The 22,584-nt window shown below is 61.3% G+C and carries 21 protein-coding genes; 6 read left to right on the plus strand and 15 right to left on the minus strand.

Annotation, left to right across the window (positions count from 1 at the left end):
* Positions 1–13 precede the first annotated feature (13 nt).
* The 9 genes from QP802_RS06395 to QP802_RS06435 all read right to left on the minus strand — a co-directional run bounded on the left by QP802_RS06395 (position 14) and on the right by QP802_RS06435 (position 12,175).
* Positions 14–1,807 (minus strand): FadD32-like long-chain-fatty-acid--AMP ligase, encoded by a 1,794-nt coding sequence (locus QP802_RS06395; protein ID WP_284817926.1) that lies wholly within the window; start codon positions 1,805–1,807, stop codon positions 14–16.
* Between the two features lie 39 nt (positions 1,808–1,846).
* The gene (locus tag QP802_RS06400; RefSeq protein WP_256000769.1) at positions 1,847–2,776 is read right to left on the minus strand and encodes a cutinase family protein; all 930 of its coding nucleotides are present in this window, start codon (positions 2,774–2,776) and stop codon (positions 1,847–1,849) included.
* A 9-nt stretch (positions 2,777–2,785) separates the two neighbouring features.
* A complete protein-coding gene (locus QP802_RS06405) occupies positions 2,786–3,253 on the minus strand; it encodes a DUF732 domain-containing protein (RefSeq protein ID WP_070479656.1) in 468 nt (155 codons plus the stop codon).
* A 9-nt stretch (positions 3,254–3,262) separates the two neighbouring features.
* Positions 3,263–5,206, minus strand: a complete 1,944-nt coding sequence (locus tag QP802_RS06410; RefSeq protein ID WP_284817929.1) for an alpha/beta hydrolase-fold protein — start codon at positions 5,204–5,206, stop codon at positions 3,263–3,265.
* Positions 5,207–5,901: 695 nt separating this feature from the next.
* On the minus strand, positions 5,902–6,903 hold the full coding sequence (locus QP802_RS06415) for an alpha/beta hydrolase (RefSeq protein ID WP_070361775.1): 1,002 nt from the start codon (positions 6,901–6,903) through the stop codon (positions 5,902–5,904).
* Between the two features lie 27 nt (positions 6,904–6,930).
* Positions 6,931–8,739, minus strand: coding sequence for an arabinofuranosyltransferase AftB family protein (locus QP802_RS06420; protein WP_284817931.1), 1,809 nt, complete (start codon positions 8,737–8,739; stop codon positions 6,931–6,933).
* A gap of 13 nt (positions 8,740–8,752) precedes the next feature.
* Positions 8,753–9,739, minus strand: coding sequence for a decaprenyl-phosphate phosphoribosyltransferase (locus tag QP802_RS06425; RefSeq protein WP_070361773.1), 987 nt, complete (start codon positions 9,737–9,739; stop codon positions 8,753–8,755).
* Positions 9,736–10,239 (minus strand): phosphatase PAP2 family protein, encoded by a 504-nt coding sequence (locus QP802_RS06430; protein ID WP_070479664.1) that lies wholly within the window; start codon positions 10,237–10,239, stop codon positions 9,736–9,738. The genes QP802_RS06425 and QP802_RS06430 overlap by 4 nt, the downstream gene beginning before the upstream one ends.
* On the minus strand, positions 10,226–12,175 hold the full coding sequence (locus QP802_RS06435; RefSeq protein WP_284817934.1) for a glycosyltransferase: 1,950 nt from the start codon (positions 12,173–12,175) through the stop codon (positions 10,226–10,228). The genes QP802_RS06430 and QP802_RS06435 overlap by 14 nt, the downstream gene beginning before the upstream one ends.
* 435 nt (positions 12,176–12,610) lie before the next feature.
* Here QP802_RS06435 and QP802_RS06440 point away from each other — a divergent pair, with 435 nt between their 5' ends.
* Together QP802_RS06440 and QP802_RS06445 are read left to right on the plus strand one after the other, a co-directional pair.
* The gene (locus QP802_RS06440) at positions 12,611–13,126 is read left to right on the plus strand and encodes a VanZ family protein (RefSeq protein ID WP_284817936.1); all 516 of its coding nucleotides are present in this window, start codon (positions 12,611–12,613) and stop codon (positions 13,124–13,126) included.
* 21 nt (positions 13,127–13,147) lie between these two features.
* Positions 13,148–13,288, plus strand: a complete 141-nt coding sequence (locus QP802_RS06445; RefSeq protein ID WP_168156157.1) for a hypothetical protein — start codon at positions 13,148–13,150, stop codon at positions 13,286–13,288.
* On the opposite strand, the gene QP802_RS06450 is transcribed toward QP802_RS06445, so the two are convergent.
* Positions 13,285–13,677: a hypothetical protein gene (locus tag QP802_RS06450; protein WP_284817938.1), complete on the minus strand. Its 393-nt coding sequence runs from the start codon at positions 13,675–13,677 to the stop codon at positions 13,285–13,287. The genes QP802_RS06445 and QP802_RS06450 overlap by 4 nt on opposite strands.
* Positions 13,678–13,779: 102 nt before the next feature.
* A complete protein-coding gene (locus QP802_RS06455) occupies positions 13,780–15,000 on the minus strand; it encodes an ATP-binding protein (RefSeq protein WP_284817940.1) in 1,221 nt (406 codons plus the stop codon).
* Between the two features lie 430 nt (positions 15,001–15,430).
* Here QP802_RS06455 and QP802_RS06460 point away from each other — a divergent pair, with 430 nt between their 5' ends.
* Both QP802_RS06460 and QP802_RS06465 read left to right on the plus strand, forming a co-directional pair.
* Entirely contained in the window at positions 15,431–15,820 is a 390-nt protein-coding gene (locus QP802_RS06460) for a CBS domain-containing protein (RefSeq protein ID WP_284817941.1), read from the plus strand.
* A gap of 99 nt (positions 15,821–15,919) precedes the next feature.
* Positions 15,920–16,873: an iron-siderophore ABC transporter substrate-binding protein gene (locus QP802_RS06465; RefSeq protein ID WP_284805336.1), complete on the plus strand. Its 954-nt coding sequence runs from the start codon at positions 15,920–15,922 to the stop codon at positions 16,871–16,873.
* A gap of 9 nt (positions 16,874–16,882) precedes the next feature.
* Here QP802_RS06465 and QP802_RS06470 read toward each other — a convergent pair whose 3' ends face one another.
* From QP802_RS06470 to QP802_RS06485, 4 genes are read right to left on the minus strand one after another with little or no spacing between them, the layout of a single operon-like run.
* Complete coding sequence (locus tag QP802_RS06470; RefSeq protein WP_070361767.1) at positions 16,883–17,653, minus strand: ABC transporter ATP-binding protein; 771 nt, start codon at positions 17,651–17,653, stop codon at positions 16,883–16,885.
* Positions 17,650–18,645, minus strand: coding sequence for a FecCD family ABC transporter permease (locus QP802_RS06475; RefSeq protein WP_256041993.1), 996 nt, complete (start codon positions 18,643–18,645; stop codon positions 17,650–17,652). Before QP802_RS06475 ends, QP802_RS06470 begins: the two co-directional genes overlap by 4 nt.
* The gene (locus QP802_RS06480) at positions 18,645–19,667 is read right to left on the minus strand and encodes a FecCD family ABC transporter permease (RefSeq protein ID WP_350338465.1); all 1,023 of its coding nucleotides are present in this window, start codon (positions 19,665–19,667) and stop codon (positions 18,645–18,647) included. The genes QP802_RS06475 and QP802_RS06480 overlap by 1 nt, the downstream gene beginning before the upstream one ends.
* A 12-nt stretch (positions 19,668–19,679) precedes the next feature.
* Complete coding sequence (locus QP802_RS06485; protein ID WP_070361765.1) at positions 19,680–20,582, minus strand: siderophore-interacting protein; 903 nt, start codon at positions 20,580–20,582, stop codon at positions 19,680–19,682.
* 356 nt (positions 20,583–20,938) lie between these two features.
* Between QP802_RS06485 and QP802_RS06490 the strand changes: the two genes are divergently transcribed.
* Positions 20,939–21,160: a PspC domain-containing protein gene (locus QP802_RS06490; RefSeq protein WP_084028527.1), complete on the plus strand. Its 222-nt coding sequence runs from the start codon at positions 20,939–20,941 to the stop codon at positions 21,158–21,160.
* A gap of 134 nt (positions 21,161–21,294) precedes the next feature.
* A complete protein-coding gene (locus tag QP802_RS06495; RefSeq protein WP_284817945.1) occupies positions 21,295–22,017 on the plus strand; it encodes a hypothetical protein in 723 nt (240 codons plus the stop codon).
* Positions 22,018–22,584: the final 567 nt, after the last annotated feature.

Raw genomic sequence — 22,584 nt, forward strand, 5'->3', positions numbered from 1 at the left:
TTTCTTTTCGTTATCAGCCTTGATAGTTCTTCGCGTTGACCTGGCGCGCAATCTTGCCCGAGGAGGAACGCGCGATTTCGTTCGGCGCGTAGAAGCGGATGTCTGCGGGCGCCAGGCCGTGCTTCGCGGTCACGGCGGAGCGGATCGCGGCGATGGCGTCGGCGTCGCCGTCCGGGGTGGCGGTGTCCGCGCGCTCTACCAGCAGCACCAGCTTTTCGACGTCCTCCCCCGGCACCGCAAACGCCGCCACCGAGTCTTTGCGCACATGTTCGCTGGCCTCCATGACGGTGGCCTCGATGTCCTGCGGGTAGTGGTTACGTCCTGCGACGACGATGAGGTCCTTGACGCGACCGGTGATGTAGAGGTGGCCGTCGAGAAGCGTGCCGAGGTCCCCTGTTGCCAGCCAGCCGTCCTTCGGCAGGCCTTCCTGGAGCGTGGCGCCGATGGTGTTGCCGAAGGTGTCGGCGGTGTCGCGCGCGCGGTCCTGGTAGCCGAGGGCGATGTTCGGGCCGTGTGCCCACAGCTCGCCGATGGTGCCAGGCGCGACCTCGTCGTGGGTCTGCGGGTCGACAACGGCGAAGTGCATCCAGGACACCGGCTGGCCGTTCGAGGCCATCACAACGCCGCCATCTGTCTCTACCGCAAGCCCCTCGGTGAGCTTGTCGCGGTCGAGGGTGACGAACTTGGGGCGGTCCGGGGTCTGCGGGGTGGAAACGAGCAGGGTCGCCTCCGCGAGCCCGTAGGAGGGGCGCATCGCTTTGCGGTCCAGGTTGAAGCCCTCGTAGGCCGCAATGAAGCTGTCGACGCTCGGCTTCGTCACCGGCTCAGAACCGATGACGAGGGCGTCGAGGACGGACAGGTCCAGGTCCTGCGGCGCGTGCCCGACGGCACGAGCGCACAGCTCGAGCGCGAAGTTGGGCGCCGCGGTGAAGACGTGGATGTCCTCCGGGTCGCTCTCGCAGCGACCGAGGCGTTCCACCCAGCGCATCGGCTGCTGGATGAAGTCACGCGGGGTGAATAGCTCGAACTCGCTGCCAAGGATGATCAGCATCATCGAGATGATGATGCCCATATCGTGGTGCAATGGCAGCCAGCACGGCACGCGCATCGGCTGTTCCAGCTTCGCCGCCGTATAGATCTGGATGACGTTAGACACGATGGACTCGTTGGTGAGCATCACGCCTGCCGGGTTGCGGGTGGAGCCGGAGGTGTACTGCAGGAAGGACACATGGTCCGACGTATCGACGTCCCCCTCCACCTGTCCGGCCACCCAGCTGGCAGCGAGCGTGTCCGGCAGCGCGTCGACCGCGATGATGCGCGGGCGCTCCCTGCCCGGCAGCTCCGCGAAGAAGGTGCGCACTGCTGGCGCGCCCTGCTTGTTGGTGAGCACCACGTTGGCCTCGGCGTCGGCGAGGACGGCGCGCAGGTGGCCTTCGTGGCCTGGCTCGGTCGGGTCGTAGAGCGGCACCGGGATCTGGCCGGCGTACATGGCACCCATGAATCCGAAAATGTACTCGGGGCAGTTGCCCGCCAGGATGGCCACGCGGTCCCCCGGCTTTCCGATCTGCTGCAGGCGCGCCGCCACCGACTTGATCCGTGTGTTTACTTCCGCGCGCGTGAACGTGCGCAGCGCCCCGTCCGGGTCTGCGGAGTAGTCCCACGAGCGGATGTTGACGGTGCCTGTCGCACCGGCCTGTGCGGCTGCCCCGTAGAGCATCTCGGTCAGGGCCGGGATGGTGAAGTTCGGCGGGAGTTTGATCTGGCCGGTTTCGTCAATAAACCGCTGAATCAGTACTTGGAGATCCATGGACACTCCTTGTAGTCAGGTCCTAGAATTAGTTAGTTTCTAGAAAGAATCAATTACGGACATCGACCAATCTACAGCCCATTGCGGCGTAGTGGTACCCGGAATCACATCCGGGTTCGAGGCATACATCGCGTGATTGCCGTTGGCCAGCAACAACGCACTCGCGCGGTCCACCGCATTTCCGATATCCTGCGGCGCGTCACAGATGGAATCATTCGGCGCACAAATCTCATACGCGCGGTCAGCCACCTGGCCGAAGCCACCCTGCCGCGCACCAGTCATCGTTGCGCCTGGCGTCGCCGCGCTCACAACCATCTGCAGTGGGCGCAGCGCAATCTCAGCGCCAACACCACGCAGTTCAACACCAGGGTTCACGCCGACGCCGTTCTCACGACGCCCGTCCGCAATCATCAACGAGCCCAGCAGGCGCTCCGGCGGCAACGCGTGCGTACCCGCGCCAATCTGGCTCGTAATATCGCCCGCGATCACCGCGCCCTGAGAGAACCCTGCCACAATGAACTTCGTCTTCGAGCACTGCTCCGCCACAAACGCGATCTCGCCGTTCGCACGCGCCGTACCCTCAGCGCGAGACTCGTCGTAGCTCATCTCGTTGCGGCCTTGCGGCGTCTGAATGTTCCGGAACTGCGCCGTGTACGGCACCGTGAACACGCGCACCTGGTCAATCGGGTAGCGCTCCTGCAGCGGCTTCGTAATCGACAGCATGAAGCTGTTCGGGTTCGCCTGCGGGGCGAAGGGGTCGTCGTCAATTGACGATTCCCACGTGCCCGGAATCGAAACGAACTCCACCGTCGGGCACCAATCCGGCTCCTGGCGAGCCTCCGTCGACGTGCCCGGCTCACCCGGCTCAACGACACTCGGCCCGTCCTGGTTCTTGAGCCACTGGAATACCCCCAGCCCAATCGCCGCGAGCACCACAATGACCGCAGCTACAACGCCTGCTCTGCGCATATTACTCCCTTACTTGCACAGCTTGGACTGCGCGGTTTCACCAATCAGCGCCGCCACGGCATTCGCATCCAAATCGGTGCGGCGCTGCTCTACCAGCTGCCCCGCAACCGCATCGCGCGTCACGGAGTCACCATTGCACACCGTCGCGCCCGTCGCCGTCAACTGATCCTCGACGCCCTTCACATTCACGCCGCTTTGCTGCAGCTGGTCAAGGAACGCCTGCTCTTTCGGGCTAAACGTCGGCGCCTGCTCCGGAATCGAGGTCACCTCACGCGCCGGCTGATCCGCCGGGCCCTGGTTTTTCGACGCCGGCTTCGCTCCCTCCGACGTCGTCGCCTTCGCAGTGCCAGACGCCGACGACGTTGCCGTCGGCGGGGCCTGCGTCGCCGTTACGTCATCGCTTTCCACCGTCGTGCCACCGCAGGCCGCCAAGCCCAACGCGAGGCACAGGCTTGCGCTCGTCAGCAGTCGCTTCATCGCCGCTCCTTACTTCCGCTCGCGGACCACGCCGTTGACCTGCTCCAGCGTTCCGTGCTGGAAGTCAATCACCAGTCCACCGGCAGGGATTTCGCGCATGTCCGAGGTCGGCCAGCCCATCGCGCCCTGCTCGTAGCCGCGCTTGCCCCACTCCTCGAAGATGTCGCCATAGAGCACCACGTGTGCGCCGGTCTCTGGCGACCAGTAGATGTTGCCCTTCTCGAACTGCTGGAAGAACCCTCCGCGGATCGCGATCTCGTTGCTCTTCGGGTAGCCCAATGCGCTCGTCGCCGTGCCCAGCTCGCCGTACTTCTCGGCGATCGCGCCGTGGACAATGTTGTGGCTCTTATCCGGGTTGCGGGTCAGGAACCCGCCCTGGAACTTCTGCACGTAGCCCTTGCCCACCTGGTTCGCCTCAGCAACCGGGTACTTCAGGTCGCCCGTCTCGTAGCCGTTCTCGCCCCAGGCCTTGAACATGTCGCCAGGGATGGCGTACGCGCCGGTCTGCGGCGTCCAGTAAATCGAGCCGTTCTCGAAGTGGACGAAGCGGCCGACGCCGTCCGGCGTCTTAGTCTCACCGGTGGTCGGGAAACCGAGCCAGCTCGACGCGCCACCCAGGCCGCTGTACTTCGCCAAAATCGCGCCAAACAGCGGGTACGCACCCGTCTTCGGGGACCAGAACGCGGTACCACCACGGAAGTCCTCGGCCTTGCCCTTGCCGTCAGCGACGTCGTACTCGTTATTCACGCAGCTACCGATCACACCAGACTTCGTCGCCTCAGCAATCGCGCCCACCGGGTTGCAGTCCGAACCGCGGTCCGCCTCCGCCAACGCCAACGCATTCGCGATGTACGGCCAGGCCTGCGTCATCTCAAACTGCCAGTACTCCCAGGAGTGCACGCCCGACGGACGGAACTTCACAACCGGCTTCACCGGCGTCCGCGACGCGTAATCGACGAAGGTCTGCGTCGACAAGCGAGAAATCACCTCAAGCCCGACACCAGCCGGGTTCGCAGCGCCCTTCGCCACCGACTCCGGGTTACCAAAGTCATCGCGGCCCGAGCCCGAGGACACGTACACCGTCATGTCCTTCAACGCCTCAATGCCAAGCTTCGGGTCGTGGTCAATCCAGTCCTGCGACCCAGCCGGGCCCCACATCGCCTCCGAGTCGTAGCCGCCCGCATCCATCTGCGCGGCCTTAATCGCCGTCGGCATACCCGTGGTTGTGGTGTCCAAGTAACCAGAGAAGGAACCCACGAACTTGAACAGGTGCGGGTTGCGCTCCGCCAGGTTAATCGCGGCAGTACCACCCATCGAGATACCCACCACAGCGCGGCTGTTGTTCGAGCGGAACTCGTTGTTCAGCACGGGGACGAGCTCCTTCGTCAAGAAGGTCTCCCACTTGTAATTCTTTCCGTTGTTCGGGCGCTGCCAATCCGAGTAGAACGAAGACTCGCCACCAACCGGCAGGATCACGTTCACGTTCTTGTCAGCGTAGAACTGCTCAATATTCGTCTCGATGGTCCAGCCATTCTCATCATCACGAGCACGCAGACCATCCAGCGCCCACACCTCAGGGAACTTCGCCTGCGGATTCGAGTGCCAGTCACGCGCCAGCAGGATCTGCACCTGCATCAACTGCTCCGGCATCGCCGCCGAACGAATAAACACAGCCACGCGGCGGTTCGTCAACCACTCAATGCGGTCCACGCTCACGCCCTCAGGCAGGCCCGGGATCTGCGGGTTCTTATCCACCTCAATCGGCGTCCGCTTCGGCGGGTCCGACGGCCGAATATTATCCGACAGCCCACCACGGTTACTCGACAGCGGCAACGACGACTGCGCCGCAGCCGACGTCGACACCACCGGAACTAACGACGCCACCATCGGCACCGCCGCCGCCACAATCGCAGCCTTCTTCATCCGATTCATAGGGGAACGGGTCTCACGCATGAATTTCCTGCCTCAACTCTTCTTCTGGGCTTTTGCCATTTTTGGGTGTGCACAACCAGCGCCGCGTGCTCTACGACCAACTCCGAGGGTTCCCCTCCCCCGGAATCAACCAGCGACGGCGCTAACAAATCACTCTAAAGGTTAAGTATGCCTTGAGAGTTTAGCCACCAGACACGCCGGAGCGCCACCGAGTTATTTGGCGTTGGGTGGGGCGCGTGCACCAAATCCCCTCGGCGAGGGCCTGCGAACTGGGTGTTTGCAGATCAGCGCGCGAAAATCCAGGAATTTGGTGCACACCGGAGTTAGGCAGACACCAAATTCCCTCCCGCAAGCCACGCCACCTGGGGAAACGCAAAACCCGCCCACCAAACCAAGGAATTTGGTGCGCAGATCGGGGAGCGAGTGGCAGAGGACGCAATTCATGCTCGGGGACGGGGTAAAAGCCCAGGTCGTCAAAACTGGGGTGCGTCTTTTGTCACTCACCCTCGTACACCAAGCACCAAATTCCCTCAGCGAGAGTCAGCGACCTGGGCGTTTGCAGATCAGCACGCGAGAATCCAGGAATTTGGTGCACACCGGAGTTAGGCAGACACCAAATTCCCTCCCGCGAGCCGCACCACCTGGGGAAACGCAAAACCCGCCCACCAAATCAAGGAATTTGGTGCGCGGGAGCCAAGAAGTGCAAGGGCCAAAAACTACCAGGCGTTCATCACGTTGAGGATGCGAGGCTTCGTGTACTCAAGCTGCTGGCCGAACTGTTCCCAGTTGTGCAGGCCAACAGGTGTGAACACGGCGGTGTGCTTGACGCCGGTGGCTGTGGCCTTGGCGCTCCACAGGCGTGTGGTGAAGTTCGCGACCATCTCGAGCGCGATACCGGCGGCCTTGTGCTGTGGCAAGTAGCGGTCGTCGCGTGCGGATGGAGTGCCGCTTCCGGCGGAGACGTAGACGTCGCGGCCCCGCAGGTTACCCATGTTCAGGAATGGGTCGTTCTCGTAGCGGCGGGGATCAAAGATGGAGCCCCACATGGCGTTGAGGTTGTAGAGGCCGCCGTCGAGAAGTGCGAGGCGCAGCGCGGTTTGGGCGCCGGGGATGGTGGTGGTGAGGTAGCCGGAGTAGGACAACACCTGGCGGAACTGCTGCGGGTGCAGCGCGGCGAGGTTGATCGCGGCGGTGCCACCCATGGACAGGCCGAGGATGGAGTTGTTCGTCGGGGATACGCCGAAGTGGCGCTGCAGGTATGCGGGCAGCTCCTTGGACAGGAAGGTGTCCCACTTGTAGGTGACGGGGCTGTTGAAGTTGTAGGTGGCTGGCGCGTTCCAGTCGGTGTAGAAGGAAGACTGGCCGCCGACAGGCATCACGAGGGTGATGTTGTGGTTGACGAAGGTGCGTGCTGCGTTGACGTCTTGGACCCAGGCGTTGGTGCGTTCGGTGGCGCGGAGGCCGTCGAGCATGTAGAGGCCGGCGTTTCCGCCGCGCTGAGCGGGCTGGATCTGGACGGTGATGTGGCGGCCCATTGCTGGCGACCAGACGGTGCAGCGTTGTACCCAGTAGCCGACGCGGTCCCACTCGCAGGTTCCGGTGGAGTCGGGACGCAGCCAGTCACGGTTGGCGGCTTGTGCTTGGGGGGCGGCGACGATCATCGACAGCGCGGTCAGGAGCGCTACCACTAGGCCCATGAGTCCGTGGCGGTTCTTCATACAGCGTTTCCCTTTCTCAGCAGTTTGCTACCAAACTACACGGGTACCGCTATGGATACCCAAATCCTCGCCTTGGCTGAGCCGTGCCTGTTCGTCTTCTGTGAGGTAGCTGAGGTAGGTGGAGGGGTCGTCGGAAAGCTGGAGGGTTCGGCCCTTGCCCAGGGAGTATTTGATGTTCTTCCAGAAGCGCTCGCGGCTCATTGGCTCGCGGGAGGTGGCGAGCAGCTCGGCTATTTCGGGGCTACGGAGTGCGGCGCGGGCTTGGCGCGCTTCCTCCTGGTCGATCCACTCGGGAAGCTTTGAGAGGTCGACGGCCGTGTCCGCAACTTGCCATTCGGCGGCGAGCTGCTTGTCGTGCCCGACGCGCCCTTCGGGATCGCGCGGCATGCGGGCCGCGAGCGGTGTGGCGAGTCCGACGGTGTCGAGGACGCGCACGTCGAGAGGCGCGTTCATGCTGGTCATCCCGAGGTTGATCAGGTAAAGCGACAACGGGTAGGCCTGCAGGTCACTGTCAGCCTCGGGGACGCGGGGGCGCGGGTACCAGGAGTAGAGCTCCGGGTCGCGGCTGATAAGCCCCGGTGCGATTTGGGCGGCGTGGGCGTCGCGGGCCTCGATGACAGCGTCTGTGTAGTTCGTCATGAGTTTCGAGCCCAGGAAGTCTTCGGCGTAGCGCGGCGGGTTGTCTGGTTCGCGGTTGACGGCCATCGTCCAGAATTCGCGCTCGTCTACGATGCCCAATTCTTTCGCCGACCTGCTGTGGATGTCTTCGTCGAGCGGGTGGGCACGCACCACAATTATCGACGCCCACACCACCAACACCAGCGCAACCACCAAGTTGAGGCGCGTCAGTGGGGCGGCCATCACCGGCAGCAGCAGCGCGAAGAGCGGCAGCAGCCACATGCGTCCGTGCATGAAGTCGCCGCCGACGCGCAGCACGTACAGGATGTGGATCAGCGCGCACCCCACGACGAGCGCCACGATGGCGGCACGGCGTCCGGTGACGAGGAAGCGTCGTAAAGAAATAAGGAGTACCGCGATGACCAGCAGGAGCGGCAGGTACAGCGCGTAGGGCCCGATGAAGTCCCAGGCGTATGTGGCGCCGTCGGCCCACTCGCTGCCGGAGGCAGACTTGGCCACCGCGGTGTGCGGGGTGAGCAGGCCGTAGTAGCCCATGCGGAAGATCTGGTACGCGGCGGGCACGGGCAGCGCTGCCGCCAGGATGCCGAGCGTCTTGCGCGGCGAGTACACCAGCAGGACCAGGCCGGTCAGCCCGCCGTAGAGTGCCAGCTCTGGGCGGACCAGCCAGGACAGTCCGCACCAGAAGGCCAGCCAGTAGCCGACCACGGGGGCGGCGCGGCGCGCGGTGCCGCCCGCCCACTGGACGAGCAGCGCCCACCACGCCGCCAGCCACAGCAGGGACAGGCCCCACTCAAGGCCGGAGGTGGCGAAATCGCGCGCGGGCGGCAGGGCGAAGTACACCAGGATGCCCAGCGGCACCACCGGCGCGGTGCGCCAGAACCTGCCCGCAGCGTAGGTGGCCAGCACCGCCGCGACGACGGTGCACAGCAGCGCGAGCCACATCGCGATGGTTTCCAGGCGGGCGTCGCTGACCATCGCGAAGGCGGTGATCAAGTACTGCCACAGCGTGGAGGTGTTCGCCTCCACGCGCTCGCCTGCGTTGAAGACTGGGCCATTGCCGGCCAGCAGGTTGCGCACGGTGCGCAGGACGATGAGGCCGTCGTCAGACATCCAGCGCCTGGTCCACCCGCCCCAAAATGCGAACACGCCCGCAATGGCGCACGACAGCAGCAGCGTCACCCGGGCGTTGATCTTCATTGCGCCAATGTTACTAAGCCAGCGCTGGCACCACGTAAACTGCCAGCACAATGCACAGGATCCAGGCTGCGGCCAGCATCTGCAGCACGCGGTCTTCCAGGGCAATCTCGTCAGGCGCGCCGCCGTGACCACCGTCAACCTTCGCGGCGTAGCGCAGGATCGCGATCACAAACGGCACCATCGAGATCTGGTACCAGACCGCGGCCGCGCCTTCGACCGAGTTGGAGAGCTGGAAGCCCCACAGGGCGTAGCTCATCACGACGGCGGTCGCGGACAGGGTCCACACGAAGCGCAGGTAGGTGGCCGTGTAGCCCTCCAGGGCCTTGCGGATCTTCGCGCCAGTCTCCTGCGCCAGCAGCAGCTCCGCGTAGCGCTTGCCCGACGCCATGAACAGCGAGCCGAACGCCGCGACCAGCAGGAACCACTGCGACAGGTCAATGTTCGCCGCCACGCCACCGGCCATGGTGCGCAGCATGAACCCGGAGGACACCAGCGCGATGTCGATGACCGGGATGTGCTTCCAGCCGAAGCAGTAGCCGAGCTGCAGCGCAATATAGATGCCAATCACGAGGGCGAGGGCGAAGCCGTCCGTCGCTAAGAAGGAAAGGCCAAGCGCTGCGACGATGAGCACCACCGCCATCGCGTAGGCCAGGTTGATCGGCAGCATGCCCGAGGCGATCGGGCGGAAGCGCTTCGTCGGGTGCTCGCGGTCACTGTCCACGTCGCGGGCGTCGTTGACCAGGTAGATCGAGGAGGCGCCGAAGCAGAACACCACGAACGCCAGCAGCACGTCCAGCGCGGTGCGGGACGTCCAGGCCTCCGTCCCAGCGGCCAGCGGAGCCGCCAGCACCAGGACGTTCTTCACCCACTGCTTCGGGCGAAGGCCCTTCACCATGGCGTCGGGAAGGTTCTTCGGCGGGACGCGTACCTGCTGGTAGTCCACGCCCTCAGTGTGGGGCTCCGGCTTCAAAAAGGGTTCGTGCGGTTGCGTGTTGCTCACTTCAGCTGCCTTTCCACCTTGATCGTCGCTTTGGCGCACCCGGCGCCGAGCAAAGCACCGACAATAGTATCCGTCGGGTAGTGGACGCCAAGGAGGTTGCGGGAGAACATCATCACCGGTACGAGCAGCAGCGGCCATTTCTTGCCCGTGATGTCCATCAGGTGCACCGCGGCCGCGCCCGTGTTCGTCGCATGCGAGCTAGGGAACGACAGTTTCGACGGGGTGGCCACGCCAATGTTCACGCGGGGGTCATGCGGCCTTGGGCGCCGCACAATCCGCTTGATGACGACGCTCGCCGCGTGCGCCACGAAGGTGCCCACGCCCAGCGCCAGCCACTTCGAGCGCCTCTTCTTATCGACGCCCGCCCCGAGCCCCGCGACGGCCAACCAGCCAAGGTCGTGCTCGCCGAAGTGGCTCAAGCCTCTGGCAGCCTTGACGGCTGCCGGGGTGTACGCCGCGTTCTGGATCGCGACGAGGATATCAGCCTCACGCTTGCTCATCGAACACCTTCCCCCAGTTCTCTGCGCTGGTCAGCGCCGGTTTCGCGCTCTGGTACTGCTGGCGCAGTTCCTGCCAGCGCTCCTTGATTTCTTCCTGTAGCGCTTTGGTTTCGCGCAGCAGGTCGTCGGCAAGCGCCTTGTTGCGCTTGCGGAATGCCACACCCGTGCCACCTGCCGTGGCCACCGTCGCCGAGTCGAGGCGGGCCAGCGTGAACCAGCGGGCCTCCTCCGCGGTGAGGTTCAGCTGCGGCGCCTCCCAGTGCTCCTGGTTCTCCTGGGTGAACTGGTGGCGCAGCGCCTTGACCGCCCACGGGATCTTCTTCAGCTTGGCCAGGCGCCCGCCGATGTTCTTGGTGGGTACGCCCGGCGCGCCCGTCGGCGCTGGCAGCTCCGTTGCGGAGGAGACGACCTTGGCGTCGTCGTAGTTGGCGCGGATCTTCTGGATGCGCGGCAGCGAGGTCTCGAGGATGTCGAACAGCTGGTCCGGGCCTGCGAGGAAGTCCTTCATGGCCTCCAGCTGGATGGCCATGGTGGAGTACTCCATGCACATGATGTGCTTGTAGGTGGACTTCAGCATGTTCTTCAGCATCGCGTCCGGGGCCTCCGGTCCGTACAGGGAGGCGACGATGAGGCGGTTACGCATGTGGAAGTACGCCTGCCAATCGATGGCATCGTCCTTATCTGCCCAGGCCATGTGCCAGATTGCCACGCCCGGCCACGTCACCGTGGGGAAGCCGGCCTGCTTGGCGCGCAGGGCGTATTCGTTGTCGTCCCACTTGATGAACAGCGGCATCGGAAGGCCGAGCTTCTCCGCGACGACGCGTGGGAAGAGGTTCATCCACCAGCCGTTGTAGTCCACATCGACGCGGCGGTGCAGGGCACGCGACGTGGTCTTGCGAGGGTCCAGCTCTTCTTCCTCGGTGCCGAGGTAGCCCAGCGGGTACTTGGCAAAGTCGTGGTCGTACACCGCGTGCTCCGCGGCGCGGAACATGAACACATCCTTATCGACGGCCTCTCCCGTCGTCCGCAGCTGCGACCGGTCCTGAAGGTTCAGCATCTGGCCGCCGACCAGGATCGGGGCCTTCGCGTAGCGGGCGGCCTGCACCGCGCGCAGGATCGAATCCGGCTCGATCGCGATGTCGTCGTCCATGTAGAGGATGTATGGGGCGTCCGTGGTGCGCAGCGCCTCGTACATGATGCGGCCGTAGCCGCCCGAGCCGCCTAGGTTGCCCTGGCGGAAGATCTGCAGCTTGCCCTGCAGGTTCTTCTCCGCTTCCTTGAAGTCCGGCAGGTCCGACGGGTGCTGGTTGCCCTGGTCGGGCATCAGCACATCGGAGATGGATTCGAGCACGAACGGGTCCTCTGCCAGCGCGTGCAGGGCGTTGACGGCGTCGCGAGGCCTATTGAACGTCGGGATGCCCACCGCGACCTGCTTCGGCTCCGGGCCGGTGGTCGTGCCGTCCGGCATCGTCTGTGCTTCCGGCTCCTTGTCAGAGAACCAACCCGCGTTGCGGATCGTCGTGTCCGTTTCCGCCGTGACGTCGAACCACAGCCAGCCGCCGTCCTCGAAGTTGCGCAGCGGCAGCACTACCTCCAGCACGCCGTCGCTGGCCTCAGCGTTTTGCACAGCGATGCGCTTACCGTCGTGCTTCGAACGGTAAATGGAGACAGTCGCCTGCCCCTCAACTTCCATCGCCAGCACAACGTTTTCCAGCTGCGACCAGCGCCGCCAATAGGATGCCGGGAACGCGTTGAAGTACGTCTCGAAGGAAACTTCCTCCCCGGCGGGGATGGATACGCTCGTCCGGTCCGCCCACGTCAAGCGCTGCTTGTTCTGCTCTGCCTCGATGAGGTACAGCATGCGAACGTCGTGCGGTTCGCCCTTCTTCGGCATCAGCACTCGCTGAAGGACTTCTACTGCAGTCGTGGTTTCCACAGGTCTCACTTTCGGTGCCTAGTTAGAGTTTCGCCCTAAGCGTAGTGCGTTCGCGGGCGCCGGTGCATGTTCGGCGCTCTCATATGTGGGTGCACATGAAAAATCTGGCGGGCACCAACCCCCTCGTCGGTGCCCGCCAGTTCGCGTTCGCTCTGTGTTAGTTGTTAGTTCGATGCGCGGTCGATCGCCTCAAGGATCGTGCGCGTATCGTACGTGAGCAAGTATTTGAGGAACTTCATGACACTCTCCCTTCGGTTTCATTTACTTTGTTGACCGTTTGTTAACTTGCTGTTTACTTTAAAGAATTAGTGGGTGAAAGTCAAGCATTTATTTTCACCCACTATCTCGCTTTTCCGTTTACGCAGTTCAGGGCAGCCTTTCGACGCCCCCACCGTTACCCCTGTGACTGGTGTGAAACTGTGCTAGGTTGCAACCATGAACCGCAAAGCCCTCGGAGCACTCGCCGCCTACTGCTGCGTCGTCATTGCGTTAACAATGTGTAAAGCGTTCTTCCGCATCGGCTACCTCTGGGATCCAGCCAACCAACGCCGCCGCGGCCTCTCGCTGCAACCCCTCGCCGAGCTTCACGACGCCCAATCCTGGTTCGCGCCCATCTTCGGCTACGGCGGCAACATCGCCTTCTTCATCCCCATCGGCGTGCTCGCATACGTTGCCTTCCGCGACGCCCGCTGGGCCATCCTATTCGGGTTCGGGCTGAGCCTGGCCGTCGAAACGGGACAATACATCTTCTCGCTCGGCTACTCAGATATCGACGACCTCCTCATGAACACCGTGGGCACCCTGGTGGGCGTCGGCATCGCCCGCGCATGCGGCCCGCGCCTGCACACCTTCTGGATCGTGCTCGGCTACGTCGTACCACTCTGCTTCCTCGGCCTCGTACTCGCCGGCGAGCGCCTCGGCGACCCCTCCAAGGTCACCGAAGTCTACTGACATGCACTAGCCTTGCAACCTATGGATTTCTTAATTGGCGGGGCAGGAATTTTGCTCTCAGCGTTTGCTGTCATGTTCATCTCAGGCTCGACAGGCGCTATCATCGCGGCCGCCTGCGCGATCGTGGGAGTGGTGTTCCTTATTAAAGGTGCGCAGCGCTAGCGCCTCCGCACCAGCTGGACCGCGCTCAACAACACCACCAGGCCGATGGGAATGAGGAACATAAAGAGGTTGATGATCGGCAGGGACATCTCCGCCCGATACTCTTCCCACCGCGCCACCGCCATCGACCCCCACCCGACCACCAGGCACACCGCGGCTACCCACGCCGTCACAACTGCCCTTCTGTAGCCGCGCCCCCACGCAGCTTGCGTGAACCAGGCTGCTCCGCCCAGCGCAAGCAGCGCCGTCGATGCCTCCACGATGCCGCACACCATGGTCATAGTCATGAAGTCCACGGAGCTACCGAGCAGGATCTGCGTACCGATCGCCAGCGCGAGGCACACAACCATCGCCGTCGCGTAGGTCCGGAGAATGCTTCGAGGTTCCATGTGCACATGGTACAGAGGTTTCCCCTCCTATCCTTTTGAAAAAGTTCCCCGCCCAACTTTTTCAGTGACCACCACCCGCGGAACAGCACGTCACCCCCTTCGCTACGGACCCAACGCCCCAATCGGCGCAACAATCACACCGTCCGCACGCCTGTGGACCGGACCCCCTGAGGTCACGATGAGCAAAACTGTTTCCCGTTCAAGCTGATCCGCAAACCGTTTAAGCGTATCTGCGGCGTGGTCAAGAATCTCTGGCGTATAGCCAAGCTTCACTTCGACGAGTAGATCAACATCGTCAAAGCTGACTACAGCATCCACTTCGAGCTTGGTATTCAGCCTTGCGTGGTACACCGTCTTGCCAGTCAACGCGCGTAGTTCGTGCACAACGAGCGACTCAAACAGTTGCCCAAAATAGCGGGCATCCTGCATCAGATGATGTGGGCCTCGCTCAAGGACAGCCATGGCGAACGAAGGGTCAGCGAGGTGACGCTTGGGAGACTTTCGCAACGTTGCTTTTGTCCTCAGGTGAGTCGACCAGGCTGGTTGATCCACGGAGACGAAAATCCGAGAAAGTGCGTCAAGGTAGTCACGCGCTGTATCGCGACTCACTTCGACGTCGGTTGCAATCGTCTGTAGGTTAAGCTCTGTCGCGACGGCTCTTGCAATAGAGCGCAAAACTCTACGAACCCGTTCCGAGTCGCGAGTCACATCCCCAACCGTGTGAATGTCTACGCCCGCAACTGTTTGCATGTAGTCGCGGACGTTTTGAATGGCATCTTCCAAAGAAAGATCCACGTTGTAGGGCAGGCCACCACGACACATCCGATTCGCTAAATCCGCAAATGCGAGTGGCGGAGTTGCAAAAGCAGGAGACTTGCCAGCAACGACATCCCGCAAAGATACCGAGCCATCCGATTCGCCCGATTCAAATAGAGTCATGGTCGACATCGTCAATCGCGCAAATCTACCTGCCCCGGAGTGGCGAGTCGCGTTCACCCCAGGCGCTGTCGAGCCTGTGAAAATGAACTGCCCTTTCGCTTTGCGTCGATCAATTTCGTGTCGCGCAAAATCCCACAGGCGAGGATGCAGTTGCCACTCGTCGAAAAGGCGAGGTGCCTCCCCATCGAGCAGCAACCGTGGATCGGTAGCCATCGCCAATGGGACGCTGTGATCGGTTTCAACATTCAAAATGCTTCCCGCTTGTCGGCTTGCCGTCTCTGTTTTCCCGCAGCCTTTTGGTCCCTGGATGAGCACCCCACCTTGCCGCCGAAGCGCTGCCTCTAATTGAGCGTCCGCAATGCGGGCAATATACGAATCCACCATGAGGATAAATCATAGCCATGAACTGCCTATTCCGCACTTTGAAATGGTTTCACTCGTCATTTTGAAATACTTTTACTCGGCAGTTTGGAATGGTTTTACTCGCCACTTTGAAATCCACTCCTACCAAAACCGAAAATCTGCTACAGCCTTGCCCCTGGCCTGGAATACGAGACACGTTGTGCGGTCCCGCTGCCGGGATAGCCGCGCGTAAATCCGCTAACGCCACCGAAGCCATTCCTATCCGCTCGACTGAGAGAGGCTTCATGGCTACGTCTCCATCCTCGGCAGCTCAGGCTGCAGAAAATCGGCCGCTGTCCATTATGTTTGCGGCGGCGCTTGCTGCGTTTATCGCTACGTTTAATGAAACGTTCCTCAACGTCGGCTTCACCAACATCATGGCCGACTTCAACATTGGCGTCTCGACTGTCCAGTGGCTCGCCACGGCATACATGCTGGGCTCGGCCGTCATGACGCCCACCACGGGCTTCGTCTCCGACGGCGACGTGCTCGAGACGTCATCGGCGACTCCGTCCCGGCGCTCACCACACCGTATGCGCTGCTCGCGCACAACGACTCGACGGAGTTCGGTACCGACGTCGCCGTAGTCCTCGACCGGCCAATCGTCTCCATCGCGACCAAGTCCGTCATCACGGTCAACGTCAACAACGACCTCGGGCACATCTCCTCCGTCCTCGCCGATAAACACCTAAAGAAGGCGCTGGTTGTGGCGGATGACGGCACCGTCGTGGGCATCATCAACCGCTCCGACAGCAACCGCTACCTCGTATCGACGTTCGTCGACCCGGTCCCGAGCGCCTAGACAAGGATTGCCCATTAGGCAAGGCATACCTTAGAGTGGTCACGTTAGGTCAGGGAGACCTAACGCGAAATTCTTTAACCACCTACGAAAGGTGCAACCTTGACACTCTTTACCCCTCGCGCCCTGAAGGGGATCGCAGCCACGTTCACTGCGGCGCTCATGCTTGCCAGCTGCTCCACCGGATCAAGCGATTCGACAACCGCTCCCGAAACCTCCAATGCCAACGGGTCAGAGGAGCGCATTGTGACAATGGGTCTCGGCGACGTCGATACGGTCCTTGCGCTCGGTGAACAACCGGTCGGTTACGCCACCTGGCAACAGGAAGGTTCGGGAGACCCTTCCGGACTTGGACCATGGGCCAAGGACAAACTCACAGTCGACCCAAACCCGATCCGGGATACGACCACCGAGTTCAGCACCGACACTGCCGAAAGAGTTGCCTCGCTCAACCCGACAAAGATCATTGCGGTGAACAGTGGTCTCGAAGCTGACAAGAAGGCGCTGCTCGAGCAAATTGCGCCAACTACCTTCCACTCGGATGCATACGAAGATTGGCAAGTGCCGTGGGATGAGCAGATTAAGGAAATCTCCAAGGCGTTGAATAAGGAAGCCGAAGGCGAAAAACTCATCGCCGCTTCCGAGCAGGCTTTCCAAGATTTCCGCGAAGCTCACCCTGAGTTGCAAGGCAAAACAGCGGTAATCGGCATGCCTTACGACGGAAAGTTTGGCGTATACACCTCGGGCGACGGCCGCGGCTCCTTCATTGAAAAGCTTGGTTTCAAGATCCCAGAGAAGTTCAACGGCGATGGCTCCAGCTTCTTCCTCGACTGGTCGCCTGAAAACTACGTCGACTTCAACGACGTGGACTACCTCTTCGTGCTGGACTACTACGGCGCAATCGATGCGCTGAAGAACGACGAGAATTTCATGGACCTTGATGTCAACAAGCGTGGCGGGGTCTACTGGCTAGACACCGATACCGCCAATGCAATGAGCATGCCGAACCCCCTCACCATCCCGTACGCAATCGAGCAAATCAAAAAGTCGCTCTAGAAGTGGTGCTTACCGGGGGACAACCAGTGGGCCCCCATTTACCGGGTCGGTTGCCACGACAGCAGGCAGATCAAAAACGCTGTTCAGCAAAGTCTCCGTGACCACCTCGGCAGGCGCACCGACCGCACGAACCTCGCCACGCTGCATCACGATAAGTTGATCCGAGTAGCGTGCTGCGAGGTTCAAATCATGCAACACCATGAGCACGGTTCGCCCCTCTTGATCAGCGAGTCGACGTACGAGCGACAAGACCTCGACGGAGTGAGACAGGTCGAGGTATGTCGTCGGCTCGTCCAAAAACACGAGCGGAGTGTCCTGCGCCAAGACCATCGCGATCCAGGCACGCTGGCGCTGTCCGCCAGAAAGCCGTTCGAGTGGACGATCTGCAAACTCTGCAATATTGGTCAGTTCCATCACCGCATCAACCGCACGCGCATCCTCAGCAGAAGCCTGTCGTAGCCAAGACTGATGCGGGTGGCGTCCGCGGCTGACCAAGTCACGAACCGTCAGTCCCTCGGGGGCGACAGGCGTCTGTGGCAATACTGCTAGCTGACGCGCAATCTCTCGGCGCTTCATTTTCGACGTGTCTACGCCGTTCAGCATTACCGTGCCGCCATCGCGCGCAATAAGCCCTGCTGTAGCTCGCAACAGCGTTGACTTGCCGCAACCGTTGGGGCCGATGATTGTGGTGACACCGCCTTGGGGCACGTCGAGATCAATGCCGTCAACGATGACGGAAGCCCCATAACTCACCTTGAGATTTCGAACCTGAAGCATCATACGGACACCTTTCGTGTTGCGCGTAGCAGTGTGTAGAGCAGTGCTGCGCCACCAATCGCAGTTGTAGCTATGCCCACCGGCAAGTTCCCCGGCACCAGGGTGCGCACTGCTAAGTCTGCGCCAGACACAATCGCCGCGCCAGCGAGCATCGCTGTTCCTAAAGGTGGCGTTGCTGCTTGTGTGATCTTGCGTCCAATCTGTGGCGCAACAAACGCCACAAAAGCTATCGGACCAGACGCCGCGACGGCCACCGATGCCAGCACTACAGCCATGAGCATGAGGATGAGTTGCATATGCCGGGGCTCCACCCCGAGGCCAGCAGCCGTATCCTCCCCGAGCGAGAGCGCCTGTAGATTGAAGGCTGCCCACCGCAAGAACGGAACGACGACTGCCAGCGCAATAAGTACGGCGAGTGCATCGCGCCAGCTAGCAGAACCCACCGAGCCGGTCACCCACGCCTGCGCCTTGCCCACGTCACGATAGTCGGCGCGAACGAGCAGGAACGAGGTATATGCCATCGCCAGTGCATTGATAATGATCCCGGCGAAGACAAGCTGGAAAGACCCGAGACCCGCGCCACGGCTCAGCCACCAGATTGCCGCAGACACTGCTAATCCACCGAGGAACGCACTGAGCGGGACCCCCAGAAGATGCAGCAGCATTCCGGAGCTTCCACCAGCAAGTAACGCAGTCAATGCGAAAGCGGAGGCACCCGAAGTGACGCCCAAGATGTCTGGGCTCGCCAATGGATTCCTCGTGATGGTCTGGAAGATCGCCCCCGCAAAACCAAGCGCAGCTCCTACTCCCAAAGCAGTTACCACCCGCGGCAGACGCCACTGAACAATCACCGTACGAGCCAATTCTGTGGATTGGCCCATGAGCGCAGAAGCGACATCCCGCACCGTAAGCCCGAAGTCCCCGACTATAACGCCGCTAAGGGCCGCGGCGAGAGCCAACACCGCAAGGACACCATTCGTCACGAAAACCCGCATCACAGTTTCGCCCCTTTGCGCAAGAGGTACAGGGCGAATGGGGCACCAACGAAGGCGAGCGTGATGCCCACCTGCAATTCGCCGGGCCTGGCGATGACGCGGCCGATAACGTCGGCAAGCAAAAGCAACGTGGCCCCAGCCAACGCGGAACACGGTAGTACCCAGCGGTAATCGGGCCCCGTGAAGGCGCGCACAAGGTGTGGAACAACCAGACCGACGAACCCGATTGGGCCCGCCCCAGCCACCGCGGCACCCGTGAGCAATGCAACCAGGACGATGCCCACGGCCCGCGAGAGGGGGACGCTCACGCCAAGTGCGCTTGCCACATCGTCTCCCAAGTTCAGGAGGTTCACCCTGTTTGCCATGGCGAAGGCCCCCACTAGTCCGAGGAGAATCACCGGGGCAAGCACCGCGACCACCTGCATGTCACGCCCAGCGATAGCGCCCGCCGTCCAAAACCGCATCTCGTTGAGGCTTTGTGTATTCGTCAGCACGATGCCGCTGGTAAGCGCACTACAAACCGCGCCCAGCGCAGAACCACCGAGCACAACCATGATCGGGCTCGATCCCAGGCTCCTCATACTGAGTGTGAACACGAGCGCCACCGCAAGTATTGCGCCGAGGAATCCCACCCCAACAGTGCCCAACACCGTCATTGAGCCATGAAAGGAAATGGCTGCAGCCACCGCAAGCGCCGCACCAGGGCCTACACCCAGCAAGTTTGTGTCTGCGAGCGGGTTTCGGGTGTGTCCCTGCAGCAACGCCCCCGCTGTGCCCAAGGCTGCCCCCACCAACAGGCCTAGCAGGGTGCGCGGAACCCGAAGCTGTGCAATGATCTTCGCCTCGTCGCTGGAGGCCTCAAGCCTTTCGACTCCTCCCGAGAATGCCAACACAATTCCGTCGCGAACCGCGCCCAACGTTGCCCCGAAACCCATTTCACGCGCCCCGAACAGAAGAGACACTAATGCCGCGCACACGGTGGAAGCCGCAAGGAAAGCGACAAGCCCTACACGTTTATCCACTTTGTAACCCCGTTATCGCCAATACCCCATAAACGACACGTGGTGGCGAGGCACACCCGCCTCTTTCACCAGGAGCCGCCGCATCGCCGTCACAGCCGTGTTCTTCCCTGCGATCCAGTAATAGGTGTGCCCTGCAGTATCCGACGTGGGACCTATCAATTCTCCACTGCTGGAATACGTGGGTGTCTCCCAGACTTCATCGAGCTGGGCTTCATCCACAAGACCAGGTTCTCCATTTTCCAACGAAGCGGAGGCACAACGGGATCCAACTTCCTGTTTCAGCTGCGCAAGAAGCAAGCCTCCATAGTCGAAGTCCCCCTCTGCACGAAAATGCCACCGGACATCAACCTGTGAAGGGGAGTCGATGGGCAGGTGATTGCCGGCGGGCACCTCGATATCAACCGAACCAGCGAGCCCCTCGGGCCAATCCTCCAGGATACGAGCCATTGCAGGCAACGCGGTTTCATCGCCGTAAAGACGGGCAATCCCAGCAGATCCGGGGTTAAATTCAATACCAACACCGGAATCATCGTCGCGGGTTGGTCCAATAATCAGCAGCTGCTGTCCAGGGTGTGCGTCTTGTGCCCACGCCGAGGCGGGACCGGGACTATCGCTGTGCAAAACAAAATCCACATCCACTTCGTCAGGGCTGTCAGCACTTCGCCGGAACTCCCGAATGGAATAGGTACGCAGGTGTCCGCGCGTGTGCTCCGGCATCGCACGCCATGTGTCCCACCACCCCTCTTCGGGAAGCTCGAACAGACCGCTGGCAGGCGGGATCAGCAGCTTGATACGCAAATCTCTGATCGGAACGGCGGGCCCCATGGCGTCGATCCCGGTGAACGTCACCCGCTGGAAACTCGGCGCAATACGTTCACTCCGGACGACGGTTGCAAGAAAAGACCTAAAACTCACCCCGTAAATTATATAGGCTTGCCTAACCTATAGAAAGTGTGAAGCGCGCAGTCCCCTAGCGCCCGCGTAGCTGGAGTCGGCTAGCCACCTTCAAAGCAGGTGACAGCAGGGGCATCATCAACCGCTACCTCGTATCGACGTTCGTCGACCCGGCGAAGTAAAAGGCGGATACATTCTCTTTAGCGATGGGTAGGACGCACTGATCGGAACCGGTTTGGTGCTTGTCCGACGCAAGCGGCCCTGAGCTTCCCTGTCACCAGGAGTGAGCGCGCTCGTTGTTCATATCGTCGTCGGCACCCATCCATTAAGCTCTGACACAGTGATTTCGACCCGCCATTTCGTCTGAAGGGAATAACATGCGCAGGCCTTACTACAGGACATCACGCGGACGCGTCATTGCAGGAGTCTGTGCGGGGCTCGCAGAACGCTACGGTCGCAGCCCAGAAACAATCCGTTGGTGGTACGCAGTAGCGCAACTATTTAGCTTGCCCGCCATTGCCACCTATATCCTCCAGTGGTTGTTGTATCCGCTCGACGATAACCCTGAGCCGCCGGAAACTGAGCAACCTGCAAGCTGACCAGCCAAGAGACGAGGTGGCGTGCCAGGTACCGCGCCCCACCGAATCTATCGGCAACGTCCTACACGTACAGATGCAGTCCCGTACATTTATGGCATACCTATTAGTAGCTACATGCCGCTAGGTGTTTCCACATGTTTCATTTCCTTCCGTTACTAGCTATCTTTCTCGACTACTTCCTCGAAGTTCCGGATACAGCATCGGAGCCTGAATCACTGATAGGAAGCATCATCAGCACCTTCGGGCCATTTTCCGCGTTGGTGTTTGGAATAGTGGCACTGCTCTTGCGGCCACTACCCCGTCGGTTTGCTGTTATCGCCAGTGCAACCGGCCTGCTGGGGCTCATCGCAATCATTGTGCCCATGGTCCTGGCCCCCAGCCCAGAATCGTTTATGCACGTTTGGATTCCGCTTCCGGCGGGGTTACTGCTCGCAGGAATCTACGTCCTCATCATTTCCCGTATAGAGCAGGCCAATCCTGCGTTTGTTCTCCGCCAAGATACGAGCAGGTTCTCAATCCCCGGCGCGATCGTCGCCGCCTTTCTCATCCTTACTGCGGGGCGCTTCCTCACTGCCCATGCGTGGCCGTACCCTGAGGCAATCTTGGTGGGCACCGTGTGCACCCTGGCCACGCTCGCGTTTTATGAGATGAATTGGAAATTCTTGGTTGGCGCAGCGGTCATTATCCAAGCTGCCCAAATGCTTAATTCCGTACTCCCGGTCGAGGCATACATGCTTTATGAGGCATCCAGCGCCGTAAAAGCGGCTTGCATCCTCGAGATTATCCGCGCAGGCATCCGCTCAAATCTGGTGAAGCAAACGACGCGCAGCGAAGTCCATACAGCCGCTGAGCAGTAACGCGTGAGTGTGACTTGTGCCTTCCGCCGGACCTGGCCCTTCAGCGTGATCGGCGCTATCCGCTCATCGCCTTCTACGAACCCCCATGCCGATATTGATCAAAATGGCCGAGGCAGGCCACGGCGAGTCTCAACAGCTTGACCGGCCTCCCACTCTCCGCATTATGCTAATGAACATCAGCTGGCCAGGAGGCGTGATTTATTTTCACAACCTGGTCGGCGCTTTGCTTTAGGGGGGTGTCGAGCATGGATCTAGATCCGGCACAATTAGAACTTGATGTGCTCTTCGGGACTGGCCGCATGGACCCGTTCATGCACCGCACTAGAGACGAGATTGCAAAAGCTCAGCGCGCGTATACCTGGAATGCTGCGGTTGCATCCAGATACCTCACACGGGTTGGCTCCGTTGGGGTAGGTCTTCGGAATATTCTCGACGGGCCCTCGTCCACATCACCGGATCTGACCGATGGTGGGAGGACTTCTATCCAAACTTGTCTCAATACTGCCAGAAAAGCATCGACAGAACGCTGCAATACAATGATTTTGCAGGAGATTACCCACGGGATCA

This window comes from Corynebacterium sp. UMB10119B (assembly GCF_030228125.1).
GTDB classification, from domain to species: Bacteria; Actinomycetota; Actinomycetes; order Mycobacteriales; family Mycobacteriaceae; genus Corynebacterium; species Corynebacterium pseudogenitalium.